We start from the raw sequence: 18,390 nt of genomic DNA, 5'->3' as shown, positions 1-18,390 counted from the left end.
GTATCCGGTGTGCCAGGCGTGTCATGCGTAGCCGGCGTATCCGGCTTGTCAGGCCTGCACGGCCGGAGCCGGCACGCGGTATGTCTTCTGGTAGTGCACCGTGAACGTCTTGAACGCGTCCAGCGCCTTATGGGGATCGTGTCCAGGCTTGACCAGGAAGCTGTCGAAGCCGACGCGCGCCTGATAGTGGATGGTGTCGATCATCACGTCGCCCACCGCGCGCAGTTCGCCCTGCCATTGGTAGCGAGTGCGCAGAAGCTGCGCCAGCGAGTAGCCGCGGCCATCGGTGTAGACGGGGAAGTCCACGGCGATGAAGGCGATGCCGGCGGGATTCAGCGTGCCATCGGCTTCGGCCAGGTCGGCCAGGTCGGCGTCGGGGTCCAGCAGCACGGCGACGGGGTGCTTGTGGCGGCGCAAGGCGGCGCGCGACGTCTTCCAGAGGGAAAGCGGCACGATCCAGCCGGGTTCGTCCCCAGGCACCTGGCCTTCGGCGGGCACTTCGGGTTCCGGCGTAAAGGGACGCGAGGTGTCGGCTTCCAGCTTGCCGTTGCGGATCAGGTGCGGGCCGGGGGCGTCGTGGGCGTAGATCTCAGACATGGGCCGCCTCCGCGATCTGGGCGGGTTTGGCGAAGGCAGGGTCGGCGTAGACATCCTGCTTGAAGGGATCGATGCCGACGCGGTCCACCACGTCGATGAAGCGTTCCGCGTCGCTGTCGCGCAAGCCCAGATAGGTACGGATCAGGCGGTCCACCACGCCGGGGACTTGATCGCGGGCGAAGGACGGGCCGATGATGCGGCCCACGGCCGCGCCGCCGCCGCGCGTGGATTCCAGGTCGGGCAAGGGCTTGGCGGCGCCGTTCTGGCGGCCGCCCAGCGTGACCTGATACCACTCTTCGCCGGCCTTATCGATGCCCAGGATGCCGATGTGCCCGACATGATGGTGGCCGCAGGAATTGATGCAGCCCGAGATGTTCAGGTCCAGCTCGCCGATTTCGAACAGATAGTCCAGGTCATCGAACTGGCGTTGGATGGCTTCGGCCACGGGAATGGAGACGGCGTTGGCCAGCGCGCAGAAGTCTCCGCCCGGACAGGCGATGATGTTGGTGAGCAGGCCGATGTTGGGCGTAGCCAGGTTCAGCGCTTCCAGCTTCTGCCAGAGTTCGTGCAGACGCGCGCGGCGCACGTCGGCCAGGATCAGGTTCTGCTCATGCGAGACGCGCAGTTCGCCAAAGCCATAGGCGTCGGCCAGGTCGGCCACGGCGTCCATCTGGTCGGCCGTGATGTCGCCCGGCGGCACGCCGGTGGGCTTGAGCGACACGGTGACGGCGGCATATCCGGCCACCTTGTGCGCATGCACGTTGGTGCGCAGCCAGCGCGCGAAGCGCGGATCGGCGGCGGCCAGCGCGGCGGTGTTGTCGATGTCGGCAGCGGCGGCGGCGTCGTACTGCGGCCAGACAAAGCGGGACTTGATGCTGTCGACGAATTCCTGCGTGATCGTGTCGGGGCCGCCCTTGATGAGCTGCCACTGTTCGTCGACCTGCTGTGCGTAGACTTCCGGCGTCAGGTCCTTGACCAGGATCTTGATGCGCGCCTTGTATTTGTTGTCGCGGCGGCCATGCAGGTTGTAGACCCGCAGTGCGGCCTGCATGTAAGTCAGCAGATCCTGCCATTCGACGAAGGGGTTGATCAGCTTGCCGACGATGGGTGTGCGGCCCATGCCGCCGCCCACCCAGACGCGAAAGCCCAGCTTGCCGTCGCGTTCGACGGCCTGCAGGCCGATGTCGTGCACGCCCACGGCCGCGCGGTCCTGCACGGCGCCGCTGACGGCGATCTTGAACTTGCGCGGCAGGAAGGCGAATTCCGGATGCAGCGTGGACCACTGGCGGATGATCTCGCACCACACCAGCGGGTCCACGAGTTCGTCCGGCGCGACGCCGGCGAAGTGGTCGGTGGTGGTGTTGCGGATGCAGTTGCCGCTGGTCTGGATGGCGTGCATCTGGACCGTGGCCAGTTCGGCCAGGATGTCCGGCACGTCTTCCAGCTTGGGCCAGTTGAACTGGATGTTCTGGCGGGTGCTGAAGTGGCCGTAGCCGCGGTCCCATTTGCGCGCGATGTGGGCCAGGGTGCGCAACTGGCGGGAGGCCAGCAGGCCATACGGAATGGCGACGCGCAGCATGGGCGCGTGACGCTGTATGTACAAGCCGTTCTGCAAGCGCAGGACGCGGAAATCATCTTCGGTAAGCTGGCCGTCGAGGAAGCGGCGCGTCTGGTCGGCGAATTGCGCCACACGCTGCTCGACAAGCTGCTGGTCCACGGGGTCATACACGTACATGTCTACTGCCCTTGAAATCTTCTCGGTCTGAGCCCCTGGACGCGCCCGGCGCAGCGCGCGGGCGAAGGGGATTCATAACCGTAACAGTCACCCGCCGCGACCGTCTAAGTCATTCTGGTAATAAGGAAATAAGGCCCCCACGCCGCACTCGCTTCGCTCGCTTGCTGCCCCCCGAGGGGGCTGCCCCGCCTTGGGGCGGCCCGGCGGCGGGGCGGCTGGAATAGGCCCCCACGCCGCGCACGCTTTGCGTGCTTGCTGCCCCCCGAGGGGGCTGCCCCGCCTTGGGACGGCCCGGCGGCGGGGCGGCTGTTTTTGCGGAGGTTGGGCGGTACGCCCTTTCTGTGGGCCTTGGCGTGTGTGGAGAGTCCGTCTTGGGGCGGTCTTTTTTTGCGGGGCGCTACGCCCTGGCTGTGAGTCTTGGTGTGCGCGGGGCTGCCCGGGTTTGGGGCGGCCCGGGGGCGGGGCGGCTATTTTTGTGGGGGGTGGGCGCGAGGTCCATGGAGTGGGTCTGCGGTGTGTGCAAAGCGGCTGTTGCGGAAAGCTTATCCACTTATAGGGATATTCACCTTGCTTTTGCGCAAGCCGCTATTCGTCGCCTAGAGTGCCGCATTGACGGCCCAGCGGGCGACGACGACCAGGATGATTACCAGGCAGGCGGCGAGCAGCAGGCCGGTGGCGACGAGGGGGGCGGGCTTGTTGTGGGCGATGTCGGCGTCGTAGCCTCGGCCGCGCCGGACGCCGAAGAAGGCCCAGAGCACGGAGCGGACCGTGCGCAGGAAACTGAACATATGCGACTCCTGGCGGGTTTGCGGACAGGCCACTGTAGACGCTGTGGCGGCGGACAGACAGGTGCAGATCCGCTTTAACCGGGCGTATCAGTTGGCGCGGCGGCCGATGCCGCGGCGGCCGATGCCGCGGCGGCCGGGGCGCCGATGCCGCGCACGATGTGCTCCAGCAGCTCGCGCGCGGCGGGGGAGATGTGGCGGCCGGCGCGGCTGAGCACGTGCAGGCTGCCCTGGTTCAGGATGGGGTTGGCCAGCGGCAGGCTGGCCAGCCGCTGGGCTCGCATGTCGGCGGTGACGGCGATGGGGGGCGTGAGCGCATAGCCGATGCCCGCCGCGGCGAACTGCCACAGTGCCTTGAAGGACGAGGTGGTCAGCACGTTGTGCAGCCGCACCTGTTCGCTGATCTCGGCGGCCTGGATGTGCTGGCGCACGCCAAAGCCCTCTTGCATGGATGCGCCGGGGTAGTCGGCCAGATCGGTCAGCAGCAGCGGACGCCCCAGCCGCGTCAGCGGATGGTCCTGGCGCACGATGGCCCGTATGGGCTCGGGCCGCGAGTAGTGCGTGCGCAGGCGCGCGTCGGTGGGCGGCTGGAATACCAATCCTATATAGGCGCGGTCGTCCACGATGCGCTGGACGATTTCCGACGTGCGGGCGACATCGATGTCCAGCGTGACCTCCGGATGGCTGCGCCAGTAGCCGGGCAGGACTCGGTCGAACATGAGTTCGACGAAACCTTCGCCCAGCACCAGGTCGATGTGCCCGCGTTCGGCTTTGCGCAGGCTGTCGATCTCGGAAAAGAAGCTCTCCTGGATGTTCTGTTGGCGCTTCACGTAGCGGGCCAGGATGTGGCCGGCGTCGGTGGGCACCACGCCGCGTCCCCGGCGTTCGAACAGCGCCATGCCGCAATCGCGCTCCAGCGCGGCGATGGCCCGGCTGACGGCGGACGGGTCCATGTCCAGCACTTCGGCGGCGCCGCGCACCGACCCGCGGCTCATGACCTGCATGAAGTAATGGGTGCGGCGGGCGTCGAGTTTTTCATCCATGGCGTGGCCTTCCTGGCGCAAGTGCAGCGGGAGATACACGGATCGAGATTAGGGTTTACCCCTAATATTCGCGTTGCCGTGCAAAAATCTCCCAGGAAAATCATATCCGTTGCATTTTACGCAACACTTATGCGCGGGCGGTGTCATGGTTCGCCCGGCAGAGCCCCGGTGAAAATCCTTGTCTGCTGCCCACGCCGCCGCCGCGTCCGGGCGCGCCGGTCCGGTTCACCCGGGCCAGGCACCCCCGGCAGGTCTGCGGCGAGCCGCCACGACTACTATTCACGTTCTTCAGGGGAATCCGATGTCTCACGCCAGCGCCAGCCTGGCCGCGCCCTCCATGCCGCTATCCGGCCGCATCCGCATGCTTGCCGCCATCTTGCTGGTGGTGGTGATCTCGGAAGCGATCGGCAGCGTCACCTTTGCGGTGGGCCCGGGCAAGATCATTCTGCAGCCGATGCTGTGGGCCATCTTCATCGGCGCCATCGTGGCCGCTTTCGGCCAACGCCTGCCCGTCGGCGCGGGCATCGACCGCGCCATGCAGACCCGCATCAGCGGCTATCTGCAATACGCGCTGCTGCCGTTCCTGGCCAAGCTCGGCCTGATGGTGGGCGGCGCCTTGCCGCAGGTGCGCGAGGCCGGCTGGGCGCTCGTGTTCCAGGAATTCGGCCACTTCTTCGGCACCATGGCCATCGGCCTGCCGCTGGCGCTGCTGCTGGGCATCAAGCGCGAGGCCATCGGCGCCACGTTCTCGGTGGGCCGCGAGCCCAGCCTGGCGATCATCGGCGAGCGCTACGGCATGAATTCGCCGGAAGGCCGCGGCGTGATGGCCGAGTACATCACGGGCACCGTGATCGGCGCGCTGTTCGTCGCGCTGATGGCCGGCTTCATCACCAGCCTGAACATCTTCGATCCGCGTTCGCTCGCCATGGGCGCCGGCGTGGGATCGGGCAGCATGATGGCCGCCGGCGTGGGCGCCATCGCCTCGCAGCAGACCCCCGAGATGGCCCATCAGGTCGCCGCCCTGGCCGCCGCCGCGAACCTGCTGACCACCGTGGTGGGCGTGTACTTCACGCTGTTCATTTCGCTGCCGACGACCATCTTCCTGTACGGCAAGCTGGAACCCGTGCTGGGCCGCTTCTCGCGCGGCAAGGCCGACGAGGCCGCCGTGGACAACAGCGTGTCGGAAGACGTGCCCGCGCACAGCGCCAAGATGGGCTTTGGCGACCGTCTGACGGCCTATGTCATCTGCGGCCTGTTCGCGCTGGTGGGCAACCGCCTGGGCTACAACGTGCCGTTCGCGGACGCGCTGCCCGGCATGGGCATCATCATCCTGCTGGTCGTCATCACCGACCTGATCCTGCGCGTGGTGCCCAAGCTGCCCGCCGTGTTCGTGCTGTCGCTGATCGCCATGACGGCCGGCTGCCCCGGCGTGCTGCCGTACTCGGACCAGATCATCGCGCTGGTCGGCAAGGTGAATTTCCTGCCGTTCACGACGGTGATCCTGGCCATGGCCGGCCTGTCGATCCTGAAGGACTTGCCCGCCTTCCGCAAGCTGGGCTGGAAGATCGTGGTGGTGTCGCTGGCCGCCAACGCCGGCACCTTCATGGGCGCCACGATGATCGCTGAATTCTTCCACTGATCTGGTTACGCCTGACGAAAAAGCCGCCTGGGGTCAGGCGGCTTTTTTCATTGAGGCAGCGGGCTGGCGTCAGCGGTGATATCCCGCCTTGCCCGCAGGCAGCAATCAGAAGGCGGCGCCGGGACGGTAGCGCGCGTTGTCGGTGACGTTTTCGGTGGCGCCGATGTTGGCCACCTTGGGAATGCCGATGCCCGCGGCCTTCATGGCGACGGCGGTCTGCAGTTCCTGCACCTGCGGATTGCCCATCGCCACGCGGTAGGGTTGCAGCGGGGTCAGCCCTTCGATGGTGCCCAGGTCATTGGCGCTGCCGGCGCGCTGCGCCAGCGGGCCGGGCTGGGCGGCAAAGTCCTTGACCGCGCGCCGCATCCTGGATTCCGCGTACAGGTCGCGCAGTTCGTCGATGCTGGCGGACGCAGCACCGATGGCTAGCGGCTCGCTTGCCGAGTCGGCGCGGTCGCGGACCGGATTTGCTTCGTGGCTGCGCGCGGCCGCCTTGGCGGCCTGGGCGCGTTCGATGCGCTGGGCTTCCCGGGCGTCCTGGGCCTGCGCGGCGCGCTGGGCCAGCCGGGCCGCGTAGCTCTCTGCCGCGCGTTCGGTTTCCCAGGAGGGGCGGGTTTCATCCAGCATCGGCACGCGCGCCGGGTAGGGCGCGGCAACGCGGGGAATGGCGGAGATCGCAGCAATGCTCATGCGGGTGCTCCCTGTCGTGGTTGGCCTATGAGTTGGTCCGTCCAGCCAGTTACGAGTTCACTGTAACAGAGGAGCCTCCTCGCCACACAGGTCACGTGGTGGAGCATCAACCGTCCGTCGAGACCGTGGTCGTCTCCCAGGCGCACATTTCCTGCGCGAAGGCGGATAGCTTGCCCCGTACTAGCGTGAGTGCGTCGCTGCCCAGCAGCAGGTGTGCGGGAGGGTGATCCGCGGCGATAGCTGCGAGCATTGCACGCGCGGCCTTGCGGGGATCGCCCAGTTGCCGGCCGCTTTTCTCCTCGCGGGCTTGGCGGATGGGGTCGAAGATCGGGTCGTAATCCGCGAGGGATCGGGGTGTTCGTGTCATGGATCGACCCGCCCAGTCGGTGCGGAACGATCCCGGCGCAACCGCCGTCACGGCAATACCCAAGGACTGCACCTCTTTGCCCAAGGCTTCGGAAATACCCTCCAGCGCGAACTTGCTGCCGCAGTAGTAGGTGATGCCCGGCATGGTGATGTGGCCGCCCATGGAGGTGATGTTCAAGATGTGGCCACGTCTGCGCCGGCGCATGAAAGGCAGGATAGCTTTCATCATCGCAACCGCGCCAAACACGTTCACATCGAACTGGCGGCGCATTTCGGACAACGGCGACTCTTCCATGACGCCTTCGTGTCCGTAGCCAGCGTTGTTGACCAGAACATCAATGGCGCCGACGCTGGCCTCGATATCCGCCACGACGCCGTCGATGGCGTCGAAGTCGGTCACGTCCAACTTGCGGCCAATAGCCGCGCCGGGAGAAAAGGCCTGGAACGCGATTCTGGCCTGCTCGCTACGCACCGTTCCGACCACTCGGTGACCGGAGGCCAGGGCTTCTTCGGCAAGAGCGCGGCCAAAGCCGCTGCTGACGCCCGTGATGAGCAATGTTTTGGAGGATGTCATGCAACTTCTCTCGGATGTCATTGGAGAGTGCATGGTAGTCTGCACAATTGCCAAAAATAAGCCAGATTCCGCGACTTTTATTGCATAAAACTATGAGCGCGACACCGACTGCGCTGCACTATGAAGAGGGCTCCGCCTCTTCTGAAAAATCCATGGTGGCGTTGCTGCGCAGCCTGGCCCCCAACGAAGGCTACAACCTGACACCGCTGCCCAGCGTGCGGGTGCTGCGCGCCGACAGGGCGCTGGCGCGCACGCCCGTGCTGTACGACCCTGGCATCGTGATCGTCTGCCAAGGCCGCAAGCGCGGCTATTTCGGTAATCGGCTGTACCTGTACGACGCACAGCATTACCTGGCCGTGTCTGTACCGGTGCCATTCAGCATGGAGACCGACGCTACGCCCGAGTCCCCCTTGCTTGCGCTGTACCTCCATCTTGATTTCGCACTGGCTGCCGAACTGGCGGCGCAAATTGACAGCGCCGGCCTGGCAACGCCCGTGCAGGCGCCTCAAAGCATGCTGTCGACCCCGATGGACGGCGGAATGCGCGCGTCCGTACTGCGCTTCGTCCAGGCCATGACCCGGCCGCTGGAGGCCGCCGTGCTGGGCCCGGGACTGTTGCGCGAGCTGTATTTCCGGGTGCTGACAGGCCCGCAGGGCAGCTCGATGCGCGAAGCGCTGTCTTTGCGAGGGCAGTTTGGAAGAATCGGAAAATCCTTGCGTCTCATCCATGCTGAGTACGCGCAACCGCTTGACGTGGCACGACTGGCGGACGAAGCGGGCATGAGCGTGCCGAGCTTCCACAGCCATTTCAAGGTTGTCACGCAGGTCTCGCCCATGCAGTACGTGAAATCAACGCGGTTGCACCAGGCGCGCCTGCTGATGGTGCGGCATGACCTGACGGCAGAGACGGCGAGCCAGGCGGTGGGCTATACCAGCCCGTCCCAGTTCAGCCGCGAGTTCAAACGTCTATTTGGCCTGACGCCCGCAGCAGAGGCCCGACGCATGCGAGAAGGCTTCGCCATTCCGCCGTTTGCGAACACGACCTATGTGTCGTCTCACTGAAGCGGCAGACCGTCCGTCCGAGTGCGAGTGCCTCGGCCAGGCTCGCCACGTGGTGCTGGCTTTAGTTGAATTGAAAAAGCCCCTGCTGGAATCGGTCAGGGGCTTGCAGGCGGATGCGCCGGTCCGCAGCCGGGTCAGGGCTTGGTGGCCTGCATCGACGGGCGCTGGCTGAAGGTTTCGTACCAGGCCGCGGTGGCCGGGTGCGAGGCGCGCCAGTCCAGGCTGGGGAAGCGGAAATCCAGGTAGCCCAGCGCGCAGCCGATGGTGATGGTGCCGATGTCCAGTCGACCTTCGAGGCCGGCGGCGTTCTTCTCGATGAGCGCCAGTCCGTCGCGGACCTTGCCCAGTTGGCCTTCCACCCAGCCGTCCCAGCGCAGCGCTTCGGGGCGCAGCACGGTTTCATAGCGGGCCAGCAGCGCCGCGCCCAGCATGCCGTCGCCCATCGATTGTTCCGTCAGCACCTGCCAGCGTGTCTTGCCGGTGGGGAAGAACGGGCCGCCGCCGAGATCGTTCAGGTATTCGCAGACCACGGGGCTGTCGAACAGGATCTGGCCGTCGTCGGTGATGAAGGTCGGCACCTGGCCCAGCGGGTTGGCCGGGATGATGGTCAGGTCGCGGGCAACGGGGCCGGCCGCGCTGGGGAGCTTTTCAATGCGGTCGGCCAGGCCCAGTTCATGGGCGATGACCATGCATTTGCGCACGAAGGGCGAAGCGGGCGAGTAGAAGATTTTCATGAGGATCCTTGTCGGTGGAGAGGCGCCAGTGTTGCGCAGGGCGCGGGCGCTGTCCAGCCGACAGGGGCAGATCGCGAAGCTGCCGGTGCTTCAGGCGCGCCGCCTATTCCTTGATGCCGGTTTCCTGGCAGGGGACGAATTCGCCGGTGGCGGGGTCGCGCAGGAACAGGACGCCGGTAGCTACGCCGAAGTAGGTGCCGTGCAGTTCCAGCTCGCCTTTTTCGACACGGCGGCGGATGGACGGGAAGGTCATCAGGTTGTTCAGGCTGTGTTCGACCGTGGCCAGTTCCAGGCGCTTCAGGTTGGCCTGGCGGTCGCCGGTGCCGGGGCCCAGGCGTTCGGCCACGGGCTCGATCTGCGACATCCACTTGCCGATGAAGTCGCCCTTGGTGAGCGGCTTGGCGTCGTCGAAGAACGAGCGGATGCCGCCGCAGGAGGCGTGGCCCAGCACGACGATGTGCTTGACGTTCAGGCCGTTGACCGCGAATTCGATGGCGGCGCTGGTGCCGTGGTACGAGGATTCCGAGTCCGGGTCGCAGGGCGGCACAAGATTGGCCACGTTGCGCACCACGAACATTTCACCGGGGCCTGCATCGAAGATGACTTCGGGGGATACGCGCGAGTCGCAACAGCCGATGATCAGGATTTCCGGGCTTTGGCCGATTTCGGCCAGTTTCTGATAACGGCTGCTTTCCGAGTGGAAACGGCCGTCCAGGAATGATTGGTAGCCTTCAGAGAGTCTTTTGGGAAACATGATCTTCACTTCCTAGTAACGTGGCCAGGCTTGCTGGCGCGCCGGCATACGCAAGAAGGGGCTTCGTGTGGAAGCCCCTTTTATCGAGTCGGCAGTCTGGATTTTCCCATAACTGGCCCTACAGCCACCTGTCTAAACCCTGACATGGAAAGGGTTTTTGTCCGCGCTCAGGTTCCCGCCTTAGCGGGCGGCTACCTCCAGCGCGGTGACGCGCGAGAATTGCAGCGGCGTGACCGCCTTGACGACCTTGATCTGCCCAGGCGCCAGGGGGCCGATGACGTCTTCTTGCAGCCGGCCCACTTCCCTGTTTTGCGCGTCGTACAGCACGTAGGTCAGCAGGACGCTGTTGACGGGGCGCGCGGACTGGTTGGCCAGGTAGCCGGTGATGGTGGACAGGTTCTGGTTGGTGTCGCGCACGGCCTGGACGTTGCCTAGCGTGATGCCATAGGCCAGGCTTTGCGCGCCGGCGGGGCCGGCCAGGCCGGCAAGCATCGCGAGTACGGCAAGGGCGAGTTTTTTCACGGTGTTCTCCTCGAACCCCGGCGCAGGGGACGCGCTTTGCGGATGGCGCCCGGGGTTTGCTTCACCCCGTATCGCGGGGTACGCCTATCTCACTCCTTTCCAGGCCGGGGCACAACGGGTCAGATGGATGAATGGGTAACAGGTTGCGCCGGTTATTGCGAAGCCGTACGGTTTGTTCGATGATGACCTGGCCGGCGCCTTGGCCGGCGGATCGTGCAGCCCGGCCTTGCGCGTGTCACCACGCCGGCGGGCGCTCAAGGGAGGAACTCATGCTTTCCCGTACCAGCCAGTTGGCCTCGGCCATCCTGTTGTCCGCATGTTTTGCCGGCGCCCACGCTCAGACGCCCGCCGCTCCCGCCAAGACGCCAACGCCGCAGCAGCAGCGCATGGCGGACTGCAACAAGTCCGCGGAAGGCAAGAAGGGCGACGACCGCAAGGCCTACATGAGCAGCTGCCTGAAGGGCGAAGAGCCCGCCAAGCAATTGACGCCGCAGCAGCAGAGGATGAAGGACTGCAATGCCAAGGCCGGCGAGCAGAAGCTGACCGGCGACCTGCGCAAGACGTTCATGAGCACCTGCTTGAAGGGCTGAACGCTGCGGCAAGAAAAAAGCGCCAGACGGTTGTCTGGCGCTTTTTTTTGCCCTGATCGCAAACCTGCTTTTACACAGTCGCGATGGGCGTGACCGGCGAACCGATCGCATGCGGCAGCCGCAGCGGCGGCGCGGTCAGCATGAAGTGGTGGCGGCCGTTGGCGTGCAGGAAGCCGGCCAGGTCCTTCAGGTACCAGAGCTCGGCCAGCGGCAGGCCCAGCTTGAACAGGCAGTGGTGGTGCAACGGCAGCATGGCGCGCGGGCCGGTCTTTTCGCGGGCGGGATAGGCTTCCACGGCGTAGTTGTCGGCGCAGATGGCGGCGATGCCGCTGTCCGTGATCCATTGCAGCAGGGCCGCGTCGGTGCCGTCCAGCGCGGCGCCGTAGGTGTGGAGCACATCGGGGTCGGGTGTGCCGTTCATGGCGACGACGGCCTCGGCGTAGCCGGTGCGCAGCACCAGCATGTCGCCGGGTTCGACCGCGATCTTGTCCGTTTCCAGCACGTGCATCAGTTCGGCATGGCCGATCAGGGTGCGGCCCGCGCCGTAGTGGCGGAACAGGTCCACCAGCACGCCGCGGCCCTGCATGCCCTTCTGGGCCAGGTTTTCCACGCCCAGCTTCAGCGCGGCCGACGGGCCGCCGCTGTTGCAGCCGCAGCCGGTGTGGTCGCCGTCGGCCGGGCCCACCACGTCGACGCCAGCCTGAAAGCCGTTGTAGTAGCGCAGCTCGGGCTTGCCGTCGCCATCGGCGTCGAACAGGGCGCCTACGTGCGCCAGCGCGTCCCACTGCGTGGAATACTGCATGGACAACAGCACCTGGTCGTCGCTCAGCACGTCCACCGCATCGGGGTTGACGTTCTTCAGCGGGAAGTTCAGGTACGGCGTGTCCTTGAGCTTTGTGGGGCTGAGCTGCGGCGGATGGCGCCGCGGGTTCAGCACGTTGCCGCCGGGCAGGTCCAGCGGCAGCGACAGGCAGAAGGTCTTGCCGGCGCGGATCTCGCGCGCGCCTTTCAGGACCTGTTCTTCGGTGATGAGATTCAGGCGGCCGAGTTGGTCGTCGGGCCCGAAGTCGCCCCAATTGGAGCCTTCGGGCCGGTGCTTCCAGCGTTGCATGCGGCTTACTCCGTCAGAAAGTCGACGAGCGCGCGGGTGTAGGCTTCCGGTTGCTCCCAGTTGGAGATATGGGAGGTGTTCAGTTCGACGTAGCGCGCGCCGGGAATCGCGGCGGCCAGCTCGCGGCCTTGCGCGGGCGTGGCGGCCAGATCGTGCGTGCTGCCGATGACCAGCGTGGGCGCCTTGATGGACGACACCTGTTCGCGGAAGTCGGCGTCGCGCAGCGCGGCGCAGTTGCCCGAGTAGCCCGCGTCCGGCGTGCGGCGGAGCATGTCGATCAGCACCTGCGTCAGGCCGGGTTCGGCGGCGCGGTAGCCGTCGGTCAGCCAGCGCTCGACCAGCGCGGGCGCCATCTTTTCCAGGGTCTGGTCCGCCACGGCGGCGATGCGGGCGCTCCAGCCTTCGGCGGAGCCGATGCGCGCGGCCGTGTTGCACAGGACCAGCTTGCCGATCAGTTCGGGACGGGCCAACGCCAGCCAGAGGCCGGTGGGGCCGCCCATCGACAGGCCGCAGAAGTGCGCGCGCTTGATGTCCAGGTGCGCCAGCAGTTCCGCCACGTCGTTGCCAAGCTGTTCGAAGGTGTACTCGCCCTCGGGGATCGAGGACTTGCCGTGGCCGCGGGTGTCGTAGCGCAGGACGCGGAAATGTTTGCTCAGTTCGGGGATCTGGCGGGCCCACATGTCGGAGCAGGTGCCCAGCGAATTGGAGAGCACGAGCACCGGCGCGTCGGCGGGGCCATCGATGACGTAGTACAGCCGTGCCTGGCTGAGTTCGGCATAAGACATGTGGGATTCCTTGGATGAAGCCGCGGCCGCGCATACGGCGGCCGCGTGGGCATTACAGGTGGCAGGCGCCGTCGAGGTAGGCCTTGCGCCAGCGCGTGATGGTCACGCGATCGAAGAGATTGGCTTGCGCGAACGGGTCGGCGTCGATGAACTGCTGCGCGGCTTCGCGCGTATCCAGGTCAACGATGTACAGGCCGCCGCCGGCGTCCTTGCCGTCGTCCTGCAGCTTGGCGCCGCAGGCCAGCAGGAGCTGCTTGTTGGCGTCCAGGTATTCCAGGTGGGCGGCGCGATGTTGCTGGCGCACTTCCTGGTGGTTGGGCTTGTCGAAGGTTTCGATGATGTAAGGCATGCGATGCTCCTGTCAGATCGCCGAGGGGTGGCGGGCCAGCGCGGTGACTTCGATGTCCATGTACGGGAACAGCGGCAGGGACGACAGCAGTGTGTGCAGTTCGTCGTTGCTTTCCACGTCGAAGATGCTGACGTTGGCATAGCGGCCGACGACGCGCCACAGTTCCTTCCACTTGCCGTCGCGCTGCAGTTGCTGCGCCAGGGCTTTTTCGTCGGCTTTCAGTTTGTCCGCGCGGTCGGCGGGCATGTCGACGGGCAGATTGACTTGCATTTGAACCATGAACAACATGACGGAATCTCCATGATGCCGCCCCGGCGCGCCGGGGGGCTTATAGGCAAAGGACTTAAGCGGAAAACTTCAGCGGCAGGCCGGTCAGGCGCAGCAGTTCGTCGGCGGTGGTATCGCCGAACATGTCGGTGACCGTCACGCCATCGGCGCGGATGTCGAACACCGCCACGTCCGTGTACACGCGCGATACGCAGCGCACGCCGGTCAAGGGGTAGGAGCAAGCCTCGACCAGCTTGCTCTGGCCTTCGCGGGTCTGCAGTTCCATCATCACGAACACGTCTTTCGCGCCGATGGCCAGGTCCATCGCGCCGCCCACGGCGGGAATCGCGTCGGGCGCGCCGGTGTGCCAGTTGGCCAGGTCGCCGTGCTGCGACACCTGGAAGGCGCCCAGCACGCAGATGTCGAGGTGGCCGCCGCGCATCATGGCGAACGAGTCGGCGTGATGGAAGAACGAGCAGCCGGGCTGTTCGGTCACGGGCTGCTTGCCGGCGTTGATCAGGTCGTAGTCTTCCTGGCCCTTGGCGGGTGCCGGGCCCATGCCCAGCATGCCGTTTTCAGTGTGCAGGATGACTTCGCGGTCGGCCGGCAGATGGTTGGCCACGAGCGTGGGCAGGCCGATGCCCAGGTTGACGTAGGCGCCTTCGGGGATGTCCTGCGCGACGCGGGCGGCGATCTGGTCGCGGGTCAGTTTGGTGCTCATTGCTGCTCCTTGGCGGCCGGCTGGGCTGCGATCTGCACGACGCGCTTGACGAAGATGCCGGGGGTGACGACGGTTTCGGGGTCGAGTTCGCCCAGTTCCACGACTTCACGCACCTGCGCCACGGCGACGCGCGCGGCGCTGGCCATGATGGGGCCGAAGTTGCGGGCGGTCTTGCGGTAGACCAGGTTGCCCCAGCGGTCGCCGCGCTCGGCCTTGATGAGCGCGTAGTCGGCGTGCAGGGGATATTCCAGCACGTAGTGGCGGCCGTTGATTTCGCGGATTTCCTTGCCGTCGGCCAGCGGCGTGCCGTAGCCGGTGGGCGTGAAGAAGGCGCCGATGCCGGCGCCGGCGGCGCGGATGCGCTCGGCCAGGTTGCCCTGGGGCACCAGTTCCAGTTCCAGCTTGCCGCTGCGGTACAGACCGTCGAAGATCTGCGAGTCCGCCTGGCGCGGGAACGAGCAGATGATCTTGCGGACGCGGTTGGCGCCCAGCAGGGCGGCCAGGCCGGTGGTGCCGTTGCCGGCGTTGTTGTTGATGATGACCAGGTCCTTGGCGCCCTGCTCGAGCAGGGCGTCTATCAGTTCCATGGGCTGGCCGGCCGTGCCGAAGCCGCCGATCATGACGGTGGCGCCGTCGGGTACGTCCGCCAGGGCGGCCGCCGCGCTTGCAACAAGCTTAGAGATCATGATGTTCGCTCATAGGTGGCGTGTCATAATTTGTTCTTCATTAGAACTTCCGTTCTTCTGAAGAACATCGTTTCATGGGGACCGCAGGGCGTCAAGGCATGCCCGCGCGCTGCACTCTCCATCATTCGGCGTTGCCCGAAAGGGGCAACGGACGGCTCGCCTGCGGCGAGCTTTTCACTCTTGGGTACAGAAGACGGATGGCCGAGCAAGATCCTCAGCAACCCAGCGACAGCTACGTGCAATCCTTTGCGCGCGGCCTGTCCGTGATCCGGGCCTTTGGCCCCGACCGTTCGCAGATGACGCTGTCCGAAGTGGCCGCCGTGACGGGGCTGACCCGCGCGGGCGCGCGCCGCATCCTGCTGACGCTGGAACACCTGGGCTACGTGACGGTCGACGAGCGCAAGTTCGCGCTGACGCCGCGCATCCTGGAGCTGGGCTACGCCTACCTGTCGGGCACGCCGCTGTGGAACCTGGCGTTGCCTTACATGGAAGAAGTGGCCGAGCAGACGCGCGAGTCGTGTTCCGTGTCCGTGCTGGAAGGCGCGGACATCGTCTATATCCTGCGCCTGTCCACGCATAAGGTGATGACGATCAACCTGGCGGTCGGCAGCCGGCTGCCGGCGTGGGTGACGTCGATGGGCCGCGTGCTGCTGGCCGGCTTGCCGGAAGCCGAGCTGGACCGGGTGCTGGCGATGAGCCAGATCCAGTCCTACACCGCGGAGACCGTCACCGACATCGCCGAGATCAAGCGTGTGCTGGCCGGCGTGCGCGAGGACGGCTACGCCTGCGTGGCGCAGGAGCTGGAGCCGGGCCTGCAATCGGTTGCCGTGCCGATCATGGACCGCAGCGGCCGCGTGATCGCGGCCATGAATGTCAGCGGGCATGCAAACCGTTTTTCGCGCGAGGCCATGCTGGCGGCGTTCCTGCCGCCGTTGCGCCACGCCGCCGACCAGATCAACCACGCGCTGCTGCGCCGCTAGGCGGCGCAAGGCGAGGTCGGGCAGGACGGACATGGCGGCCGGGCTCAGATAGGGGCGACGCCGAGCGTCGTGCCGCCGCAGACATACAGCATCTGGCCGGTGACGAAGCCGTTGTCGGGCGACAGGAAGAACATGGCGGCGCGCGCCACGTCTTCGGGCGTGCCCAGACGCTTGACGACGATGCTGTTGATGATGCGTTCGGTCTGCGGTGCGCCCGCCGGATTGCTCTTGGTGAAGAGGTCGGTGGCGATGGGGCCGGGGCCGATGGCGTTGACGGTGATGCCATCGCCGCCCAGCTCCATGGCCAGCGTGCGGGTCAGGCCCACGAGGCCGGCCTTGGTGGCCGAGTAGACCACGCGGTCCGGCTTGCCCAGCGCGGCGCGCGACGACATGTTGACGATGCGGCCGAAGCCCGCTTCGCGCATGGCGGGCAGCGCCGCCTGCACCAGGATCAGCGCGGTGCGCAGGTGCAGGTTCACCACATAGTCCAGGTCTGCCAGCGTGGCCGTGTCGGCCGTGCCGGGACGGGTCGCGCCGGCGTTGTTCACCAGGCCCACGATGTTGTAGGCGCTGGTGACTTCGCGGGCAACTTCCTTCGTGCGCGCTTCGTCGGTCAGATCGGCCTGATACGAGACCAGTCCCGCCGGCGGATTCTCGGGCAGCCGGTAGTCGATGTTGACCACGGTGTGGCCCGTATCCAGCAGCATGCGGATGATGGCGGCGCCGATCCCGGCGCTGCCGCCGGTGACGAGATATGCGGTCGGTTTGCTCATATCAATTTCCGTTCAAAAAAACACTACCCAAAAGAACACCGCCCCAACAACACTCCCAGCTCCCCCCGATCGGGGACACCACCAGATCCGGCTCCGCCGGTCTGTAGGTGTCGCCCCCTTTGGGGGGCGCGCGCAGCGCGTAGGGGGGGGACTGATCAATGCGTCAAATAGCCCCAGGCGAGCACGGCGGTGATGTGGATCACGCCGACCCACAGCATCATGATGACCGTATAGCCCATCACGTCGCGCAGCTTGAGCTTGGACAGGGCCAGCGCCGGCAGGATCCAGAAGGGCTGCACCAGGTCGTTCCAGGCGTTGCCCAGCATGACGGCCATCGTGGTCTGGTTCAAGGCGCTGCCGATTTCCTTGGCGGCGTCGATCATGAACGGACCCTGGATGACCCAGTGGCCGCCGGCGGACGGCGCGAAGAAGTTGATGACGAACGAGCTGATGAGGCCCCAGAACGGCAGCGTTTCGGGCGTGGCGACGTCGACGAACACTTTCGAGATCGTGGTGACCAGGCCCGAGGCGGCCATGATGGCCATGATGCCGGCGTAGAACGGGTATTGCAGGATGATCCCGGAGATGGTCTTGATGCCTTCGGTCAGCTTGGCCACGTAGGCGGCCGGCGTGCCCAGCAGGATGATGCCCAGGAACAGGATGATGAAGTTGATCAGGTTCAGGTCGAGCGAGCCGCCGTCCATGAAGTGGAAGACCACGTAGGCCACGCCCAGCGCGCCGATCAGCATGCTGAGGATGCGGCTGTTGTTGAGCTTGGAGGCGATGGTGCCTTTTTCCAGCATGTCTTCGGCGGCGTTCGACGCCTTGGCGTCGCGGTCGATGTCCGGATCGACTTCGACGATCTTCTCGCCGTTCTTGGGGTGCAGCCAGGCGTTGAGCAGCGGCAGCGTGATGATGATGACCAGGCTGGTGATCAGCATGGGAATCGAGAAGATGGTTTCCGACAGCGGGATGGTGCCCATCTGATTGGCGGTGGGGTGGCCGGGGGTGGCGACCAGTACCGGGATGCTGGCGGACAGGCCCAGGCCGTACATGGTGAAGCCGCTATAGGCGGCGGCGATGATCAGGGGGTAGTGCACGCCCTTGACCTTCAGGGCCAGTTTCTTGGCGACGATGCCGCCGATGACCAGGCCAAAGCCCCAGTTCAGGTAGCTGCCGACGCCGCCGACGAGCGTCGCCACGATGATGGCGGTGTGCGGCTTGTGGACGTGGCTGACGATGCGGTTGAGCAGGCGGTCGGTGAGGGGCGCGGTGGCCAGCACGTAGCCCATCGCGAGGATCACGGCCATCTGGGTCGTGAAGGCCAGCAGGCTCCAGAAGCCCTTGCCCCAGGCGCGGGTGACGTCGCCGATGCCCTGGCCTTCGATGCCCATGGCGAGCAGGACGGTGAGCAAGGTGAGCGCGATCGCGAAGACGAAGGGATCGGGCAGATACTTGCGCATCAGCTCGGTAAAGAATGAAGCTAGTTTATTCATGGTGCCTCCAACAAACTCCGTAGGCGGGTTCTCTGATGTCTTGCGCTGCCGGGCATCGGGTGGCGATGCGGGCGGGTGGGACGATTGGTTTTCTTTGTGTGGTTGGGCTCGTGGCCCGATGGCGCGGTTGGC

21 protein-coding genes are annotated in these 18,390 nt (G+C 65.9%); 4 read left to right on the top strand and 17 right to left on the bottom strand.

Annotated elements, in window-relative coordinates; all coding sequences use genetic code 11:
* Nucleotides 1–48: 48 nt before the first annotated feature.
* The 4 genes from ASE30_RS17660 to ASE30_RS17645 all read right to left on the bottom strand — a co-directional run bounded on the left by ASE30_RS17660 (nt 49) and on the right by ASE30_RS17645 (nt 4,160).
* Nucleotides 49–597: a DUF934 domain-containing protein gene (locus ASE30_RS17660; protein WP_057285574.1), complete on the bottom strand. Its 549-nt coding sequence runs from the start codon at nt 595–597 to the stop codon at nt 49–51.
* A complete protein-coding gene (locus ASE30_RS17655; RefSeq protein ID WP_057285573.1) occupies nt 590–2,332 on the bottom strand; it encodes a nitrite/sulfite reductase in 1,743 nt (580 codons plus the stop codon). The genes ASE30_RS17660 and ASE30_RS17655 overlap by 8 nt, the downstream gene beginning before the upstream one ends.
* 596 nt (nt 2,333–2,928) lie before the next feature.
* Nucleotides 2,929–3,120, bottom strand: a complete 192-nt coding sequence (locus ASE30_RS17650) for a DUF2970 domain-containing protein (RefSeq protein WP_057285572.1) — start codon at nt 3,118–3,120, stop codon at nt 2,929–2,931.
* Nucleotides 3,121–3,194: 74 nt separating this feature from the next.
* Nucleotides 3,195–4,160, bottom strand: coding sequence for a LysR family transcriptional regulator (locus ASE30_RS17645; protein ID WP_057285571.1), 966 nt, complete (start codon nt 4,158–4,160; stop codon nt 3,195–3,197).
* 301 nt (nt 4,161–4,461) lie between these two features.
* On the opposite strand from ASE30_RS17645, the gene ASE30_RS17640 reads away from it, so the two are divergent.
* Nucleotides 4,462–5,799, top strand: a complete 1,338-nt coding sequence (locus tag ASE30_RS17640) for a DUF3100 domain-containing protein (RefSeq protein WP_057285570.1) — start codon at nt 4,462–4,464, stop codon at nt 5,797–5,799.
* Nucleotides 5,800–5,904: 105 nt separating this feature from the next.
* Here ASE30_RS17640 and ASE30_RS17635 read toward each other — a convergent pair whose 3' ends face one another.
* Complete coding sequence (locus tag ASE30_RS17635; protein WP_057285569.1) at nt 5,905–6,489, bottom strand: hypothetical protein; 585 nt, start codon at nt 6,487–6,489, stop codon at nt 5,905–5,907.
* Nucleotides 6,490–6,595: 106 nt separating this feature from the next.
* Nucleotides 6,596–7,429: an oxidoreductase gene (locus ASE30_RS17630; RefSeq protein ID WP_057285568.1), complete on the bottom strand. Its 834-nt coding sequence runs from the start codon at nt 7,427–7,429 to the stop codon at nt 6,596–6,598.
* A 92-nt stretch (nt 7,430–7,521) separates the two neighbouring features.
* On the opposite strand from ASE30_RS17630, the gene ASE30_RS17625 reads away from it, so the two are divergent.
* Nucleotides 7,522–8,490, top strand: coding sequence for an AraC family transcriptional regulator (locus ASE30_RS17625; protein WP_057285567.1), 969 nt, complete (start codon nt 7,522–7,524; stop codon nt 8,488–8,490).
* A 134-nt stretch (nt 8,491–8,624) separates the two neighbouring features.
* Here ASE30_RS17625 and ASE30_RS17620 read toward each other — a convergent pair whose 3' ends face one another.
* From ASE30_RS17620 to ASE30_RS17610, 3 genes are all read right to left on the bottom strand, one after another.
* Nucleotides 8,625–9,224, bottom strand: a complete 600-nt coding sequence (locus ASE30_RS17620) for a glutathione S-transferase (RefSeq protein ID WP_057285566.1) — start codon at nt 9,222–9,224, stop codon at nt 8,625–8,627.
* 103 nt (nt 9,225–9,327) lie between these two features.
* Nucleotides 9,328–9,978, bottom strand: a complete 651-nt coding sequence (locus ASE30_RS17615) for a carbonic anhydrase (RefSeq protein WP_057285565.1) — start codon at nt 9,976–9,978, stop codon at nt 9,328–9,330.
* Between the two features lie 180 nt (nt 9,979–10,158).
* Nucleotides 10,159–10,500: an FxLYD domain-containing protein gene (locus tag ASE30_RS17610; protein WP_369819335.1), complete on the bottom strand. Its 342-nt coding sequence runs from the start codon at nt 10,498–10,500 to the stop codon at nt 10,159–10,161.
* A gap of 269 nt (nt 10,501–10,769) precedes the next feature.
* Here ASE30_RS17610 and ASE30_RS17605 point away from each other — a divergent pair, with 269 nt between their 5' ends.
* On the top strand, nt 10,770–11,090 hold the full coding sequence (locus ASE30_RS17605) for a PsiF family protein (RefSeq protein ID WP_057285563.1): 321 nt from the start codon (nt 10,770–10,772) through the stop codon (nt 11,088–11,090).
* Between the two features lie 70 nt (nt 11,091–11,160).
* Here ASE30_RS17605 and ASE30_RS17600 read toward each other — a convergent pair whose 3' ends face one another.
* The 6 genes from ASE30_RS17600 to ASE30_RS17575 are packed head-to-tail and all read right to left on the bottom strand — an operon-like array spanning nt 11,161 to nt 15,009.
* A complete protein-coding gene (locus ASE30_RS17600; protein WP_057285562.1) occupies nt 11,161–12,201 on the bottom strand; it encodes a cyclase family protein in 1,041 nt (346 codons plus the stop codon).
* A gap of 5 nt (nt 12,202–12,206) precedes the next feature.
* Nucleotides 12,207–12,986 (bottom strand): 3-oxoadipate enol-lactonase, encoded by a 780-nt coding sequence (gene pcaD, locus ASE30_RS17595; protein ID WP_057285561.1) that lies wholly within the window; start codon nt 12,984–12,986, stop codon nt 12,207–12,209.
* A 52-nt stretch (nt 12,987–13,038) separates the two neighbouring features.
* Entirely contained in the window at nt 13,039–13,335 is a 297-nt protein-coding gene (locus ASE30_RS17590) for a YciI family protein (protein WP_057285560.1), read from the bottom strand.
* A gap of 12 nt (nt 13,336–13,347) precedes the next feature.
* Nucleotides 13,348–13,623: a muconolactone Delta-isomerase gene (catC, locus tag ASE30_RS17585; RefSeq protein ID WP_057285559.1), complete on the bottom strand. Its 276-nt coding sequence runs from the start codon at nt 13,621–13,623 to the stop codon at nt 13,348–13,350.
* Nucleotides 13,624–13,678: 55 nt separating this feature from the next.
* Nucleotides 13,679–14,323: a 3-oxoacid CoA-transferase subunit B gene (locus ASE30_RS17580; protein ID WP_057285558.1), complete on the bottom strand. Its 645-nt coding sequence runs from the start codon at nt 14,321–14,323 to the stop codon at nt 13,679–13,681.
* Complete coding sequence (locus tag ASE30_RS17575) at nt 14,320–15,009, bottom strand: 3-oxoacid CoA-transferase subunit A (protein ID WP_057285557.1); 690 nt, start codon at nt 15,007–15,009, stop codon at nt 14,320–14,322. Before ASE30_RS17575 ends, ASE30_RS17580 begins: the two co-directional genes overlap by 4 nt.
* A 197-nt stretch (nt 15,010–15,206) precedes the next feature.
* Here ASE30_RS17575 and ASE30_RS17570 point away from each other — a divergent pair, with 197 nt between their 5' ends.
* Entirely contained in the window at nt 15,207–15,989 is a 783-nt protein-coding gene (locus tag ASE30_RS17570) for an IclR family transcriptional regulator (RefSeq protein ID WP_057285556.1), read from the top strand.
* Nucleotides 15,990–16,033: 44 nt separating this feature from the next.
* Here the strand turns inward: ASE30_RS17570 and ASE30_RS17565 are convergent, their stop codons facing one another.
* Together ASE30_RS17565 and ASE30_RS17560 are read right to left on the bottom strand one after the other, a co-directional pair.
* Complete coding sequence (locus ASE30_RS17565) at nt 16,034–16,762, bottom strand: SDR family NAD(P)-dependent oxidoreductase (protein ID WP_057285555.1); 729 nt, start codon at nt 16,760–16,762, stop codon at nt 16,034–16,036.
* Nucleotides 16,763–16,917: 155 nt separating this feature from the next.
* Complete coding sequence (locus ASE30_RS17560; RefSeq protein ID WP_057285554.1) at nt 16,918–18,258, bottom strand: short-chain fatty acid transporter; 1,341 nt, start codon at nt 18,256–18,258, stop codon at nt 16,918–16,920.
* Nucleotides 18,259–18,390: the final 132 nt, after the last annotated feature.

The sequence above is a fragment of the Achromobacter sp. Root83 genome (assembly GCF_001428845.1).
Lineage (GTDB): Bacteria > Pseudomonadota > Gammaproteobacteria > Burkholderiales > Burkholderiaceae_B > Achromobacter.
Note: the sequence above shows the minus strand (reverse complement) of the source record. Positions and strands in the feature narration are given on the sequence as shown.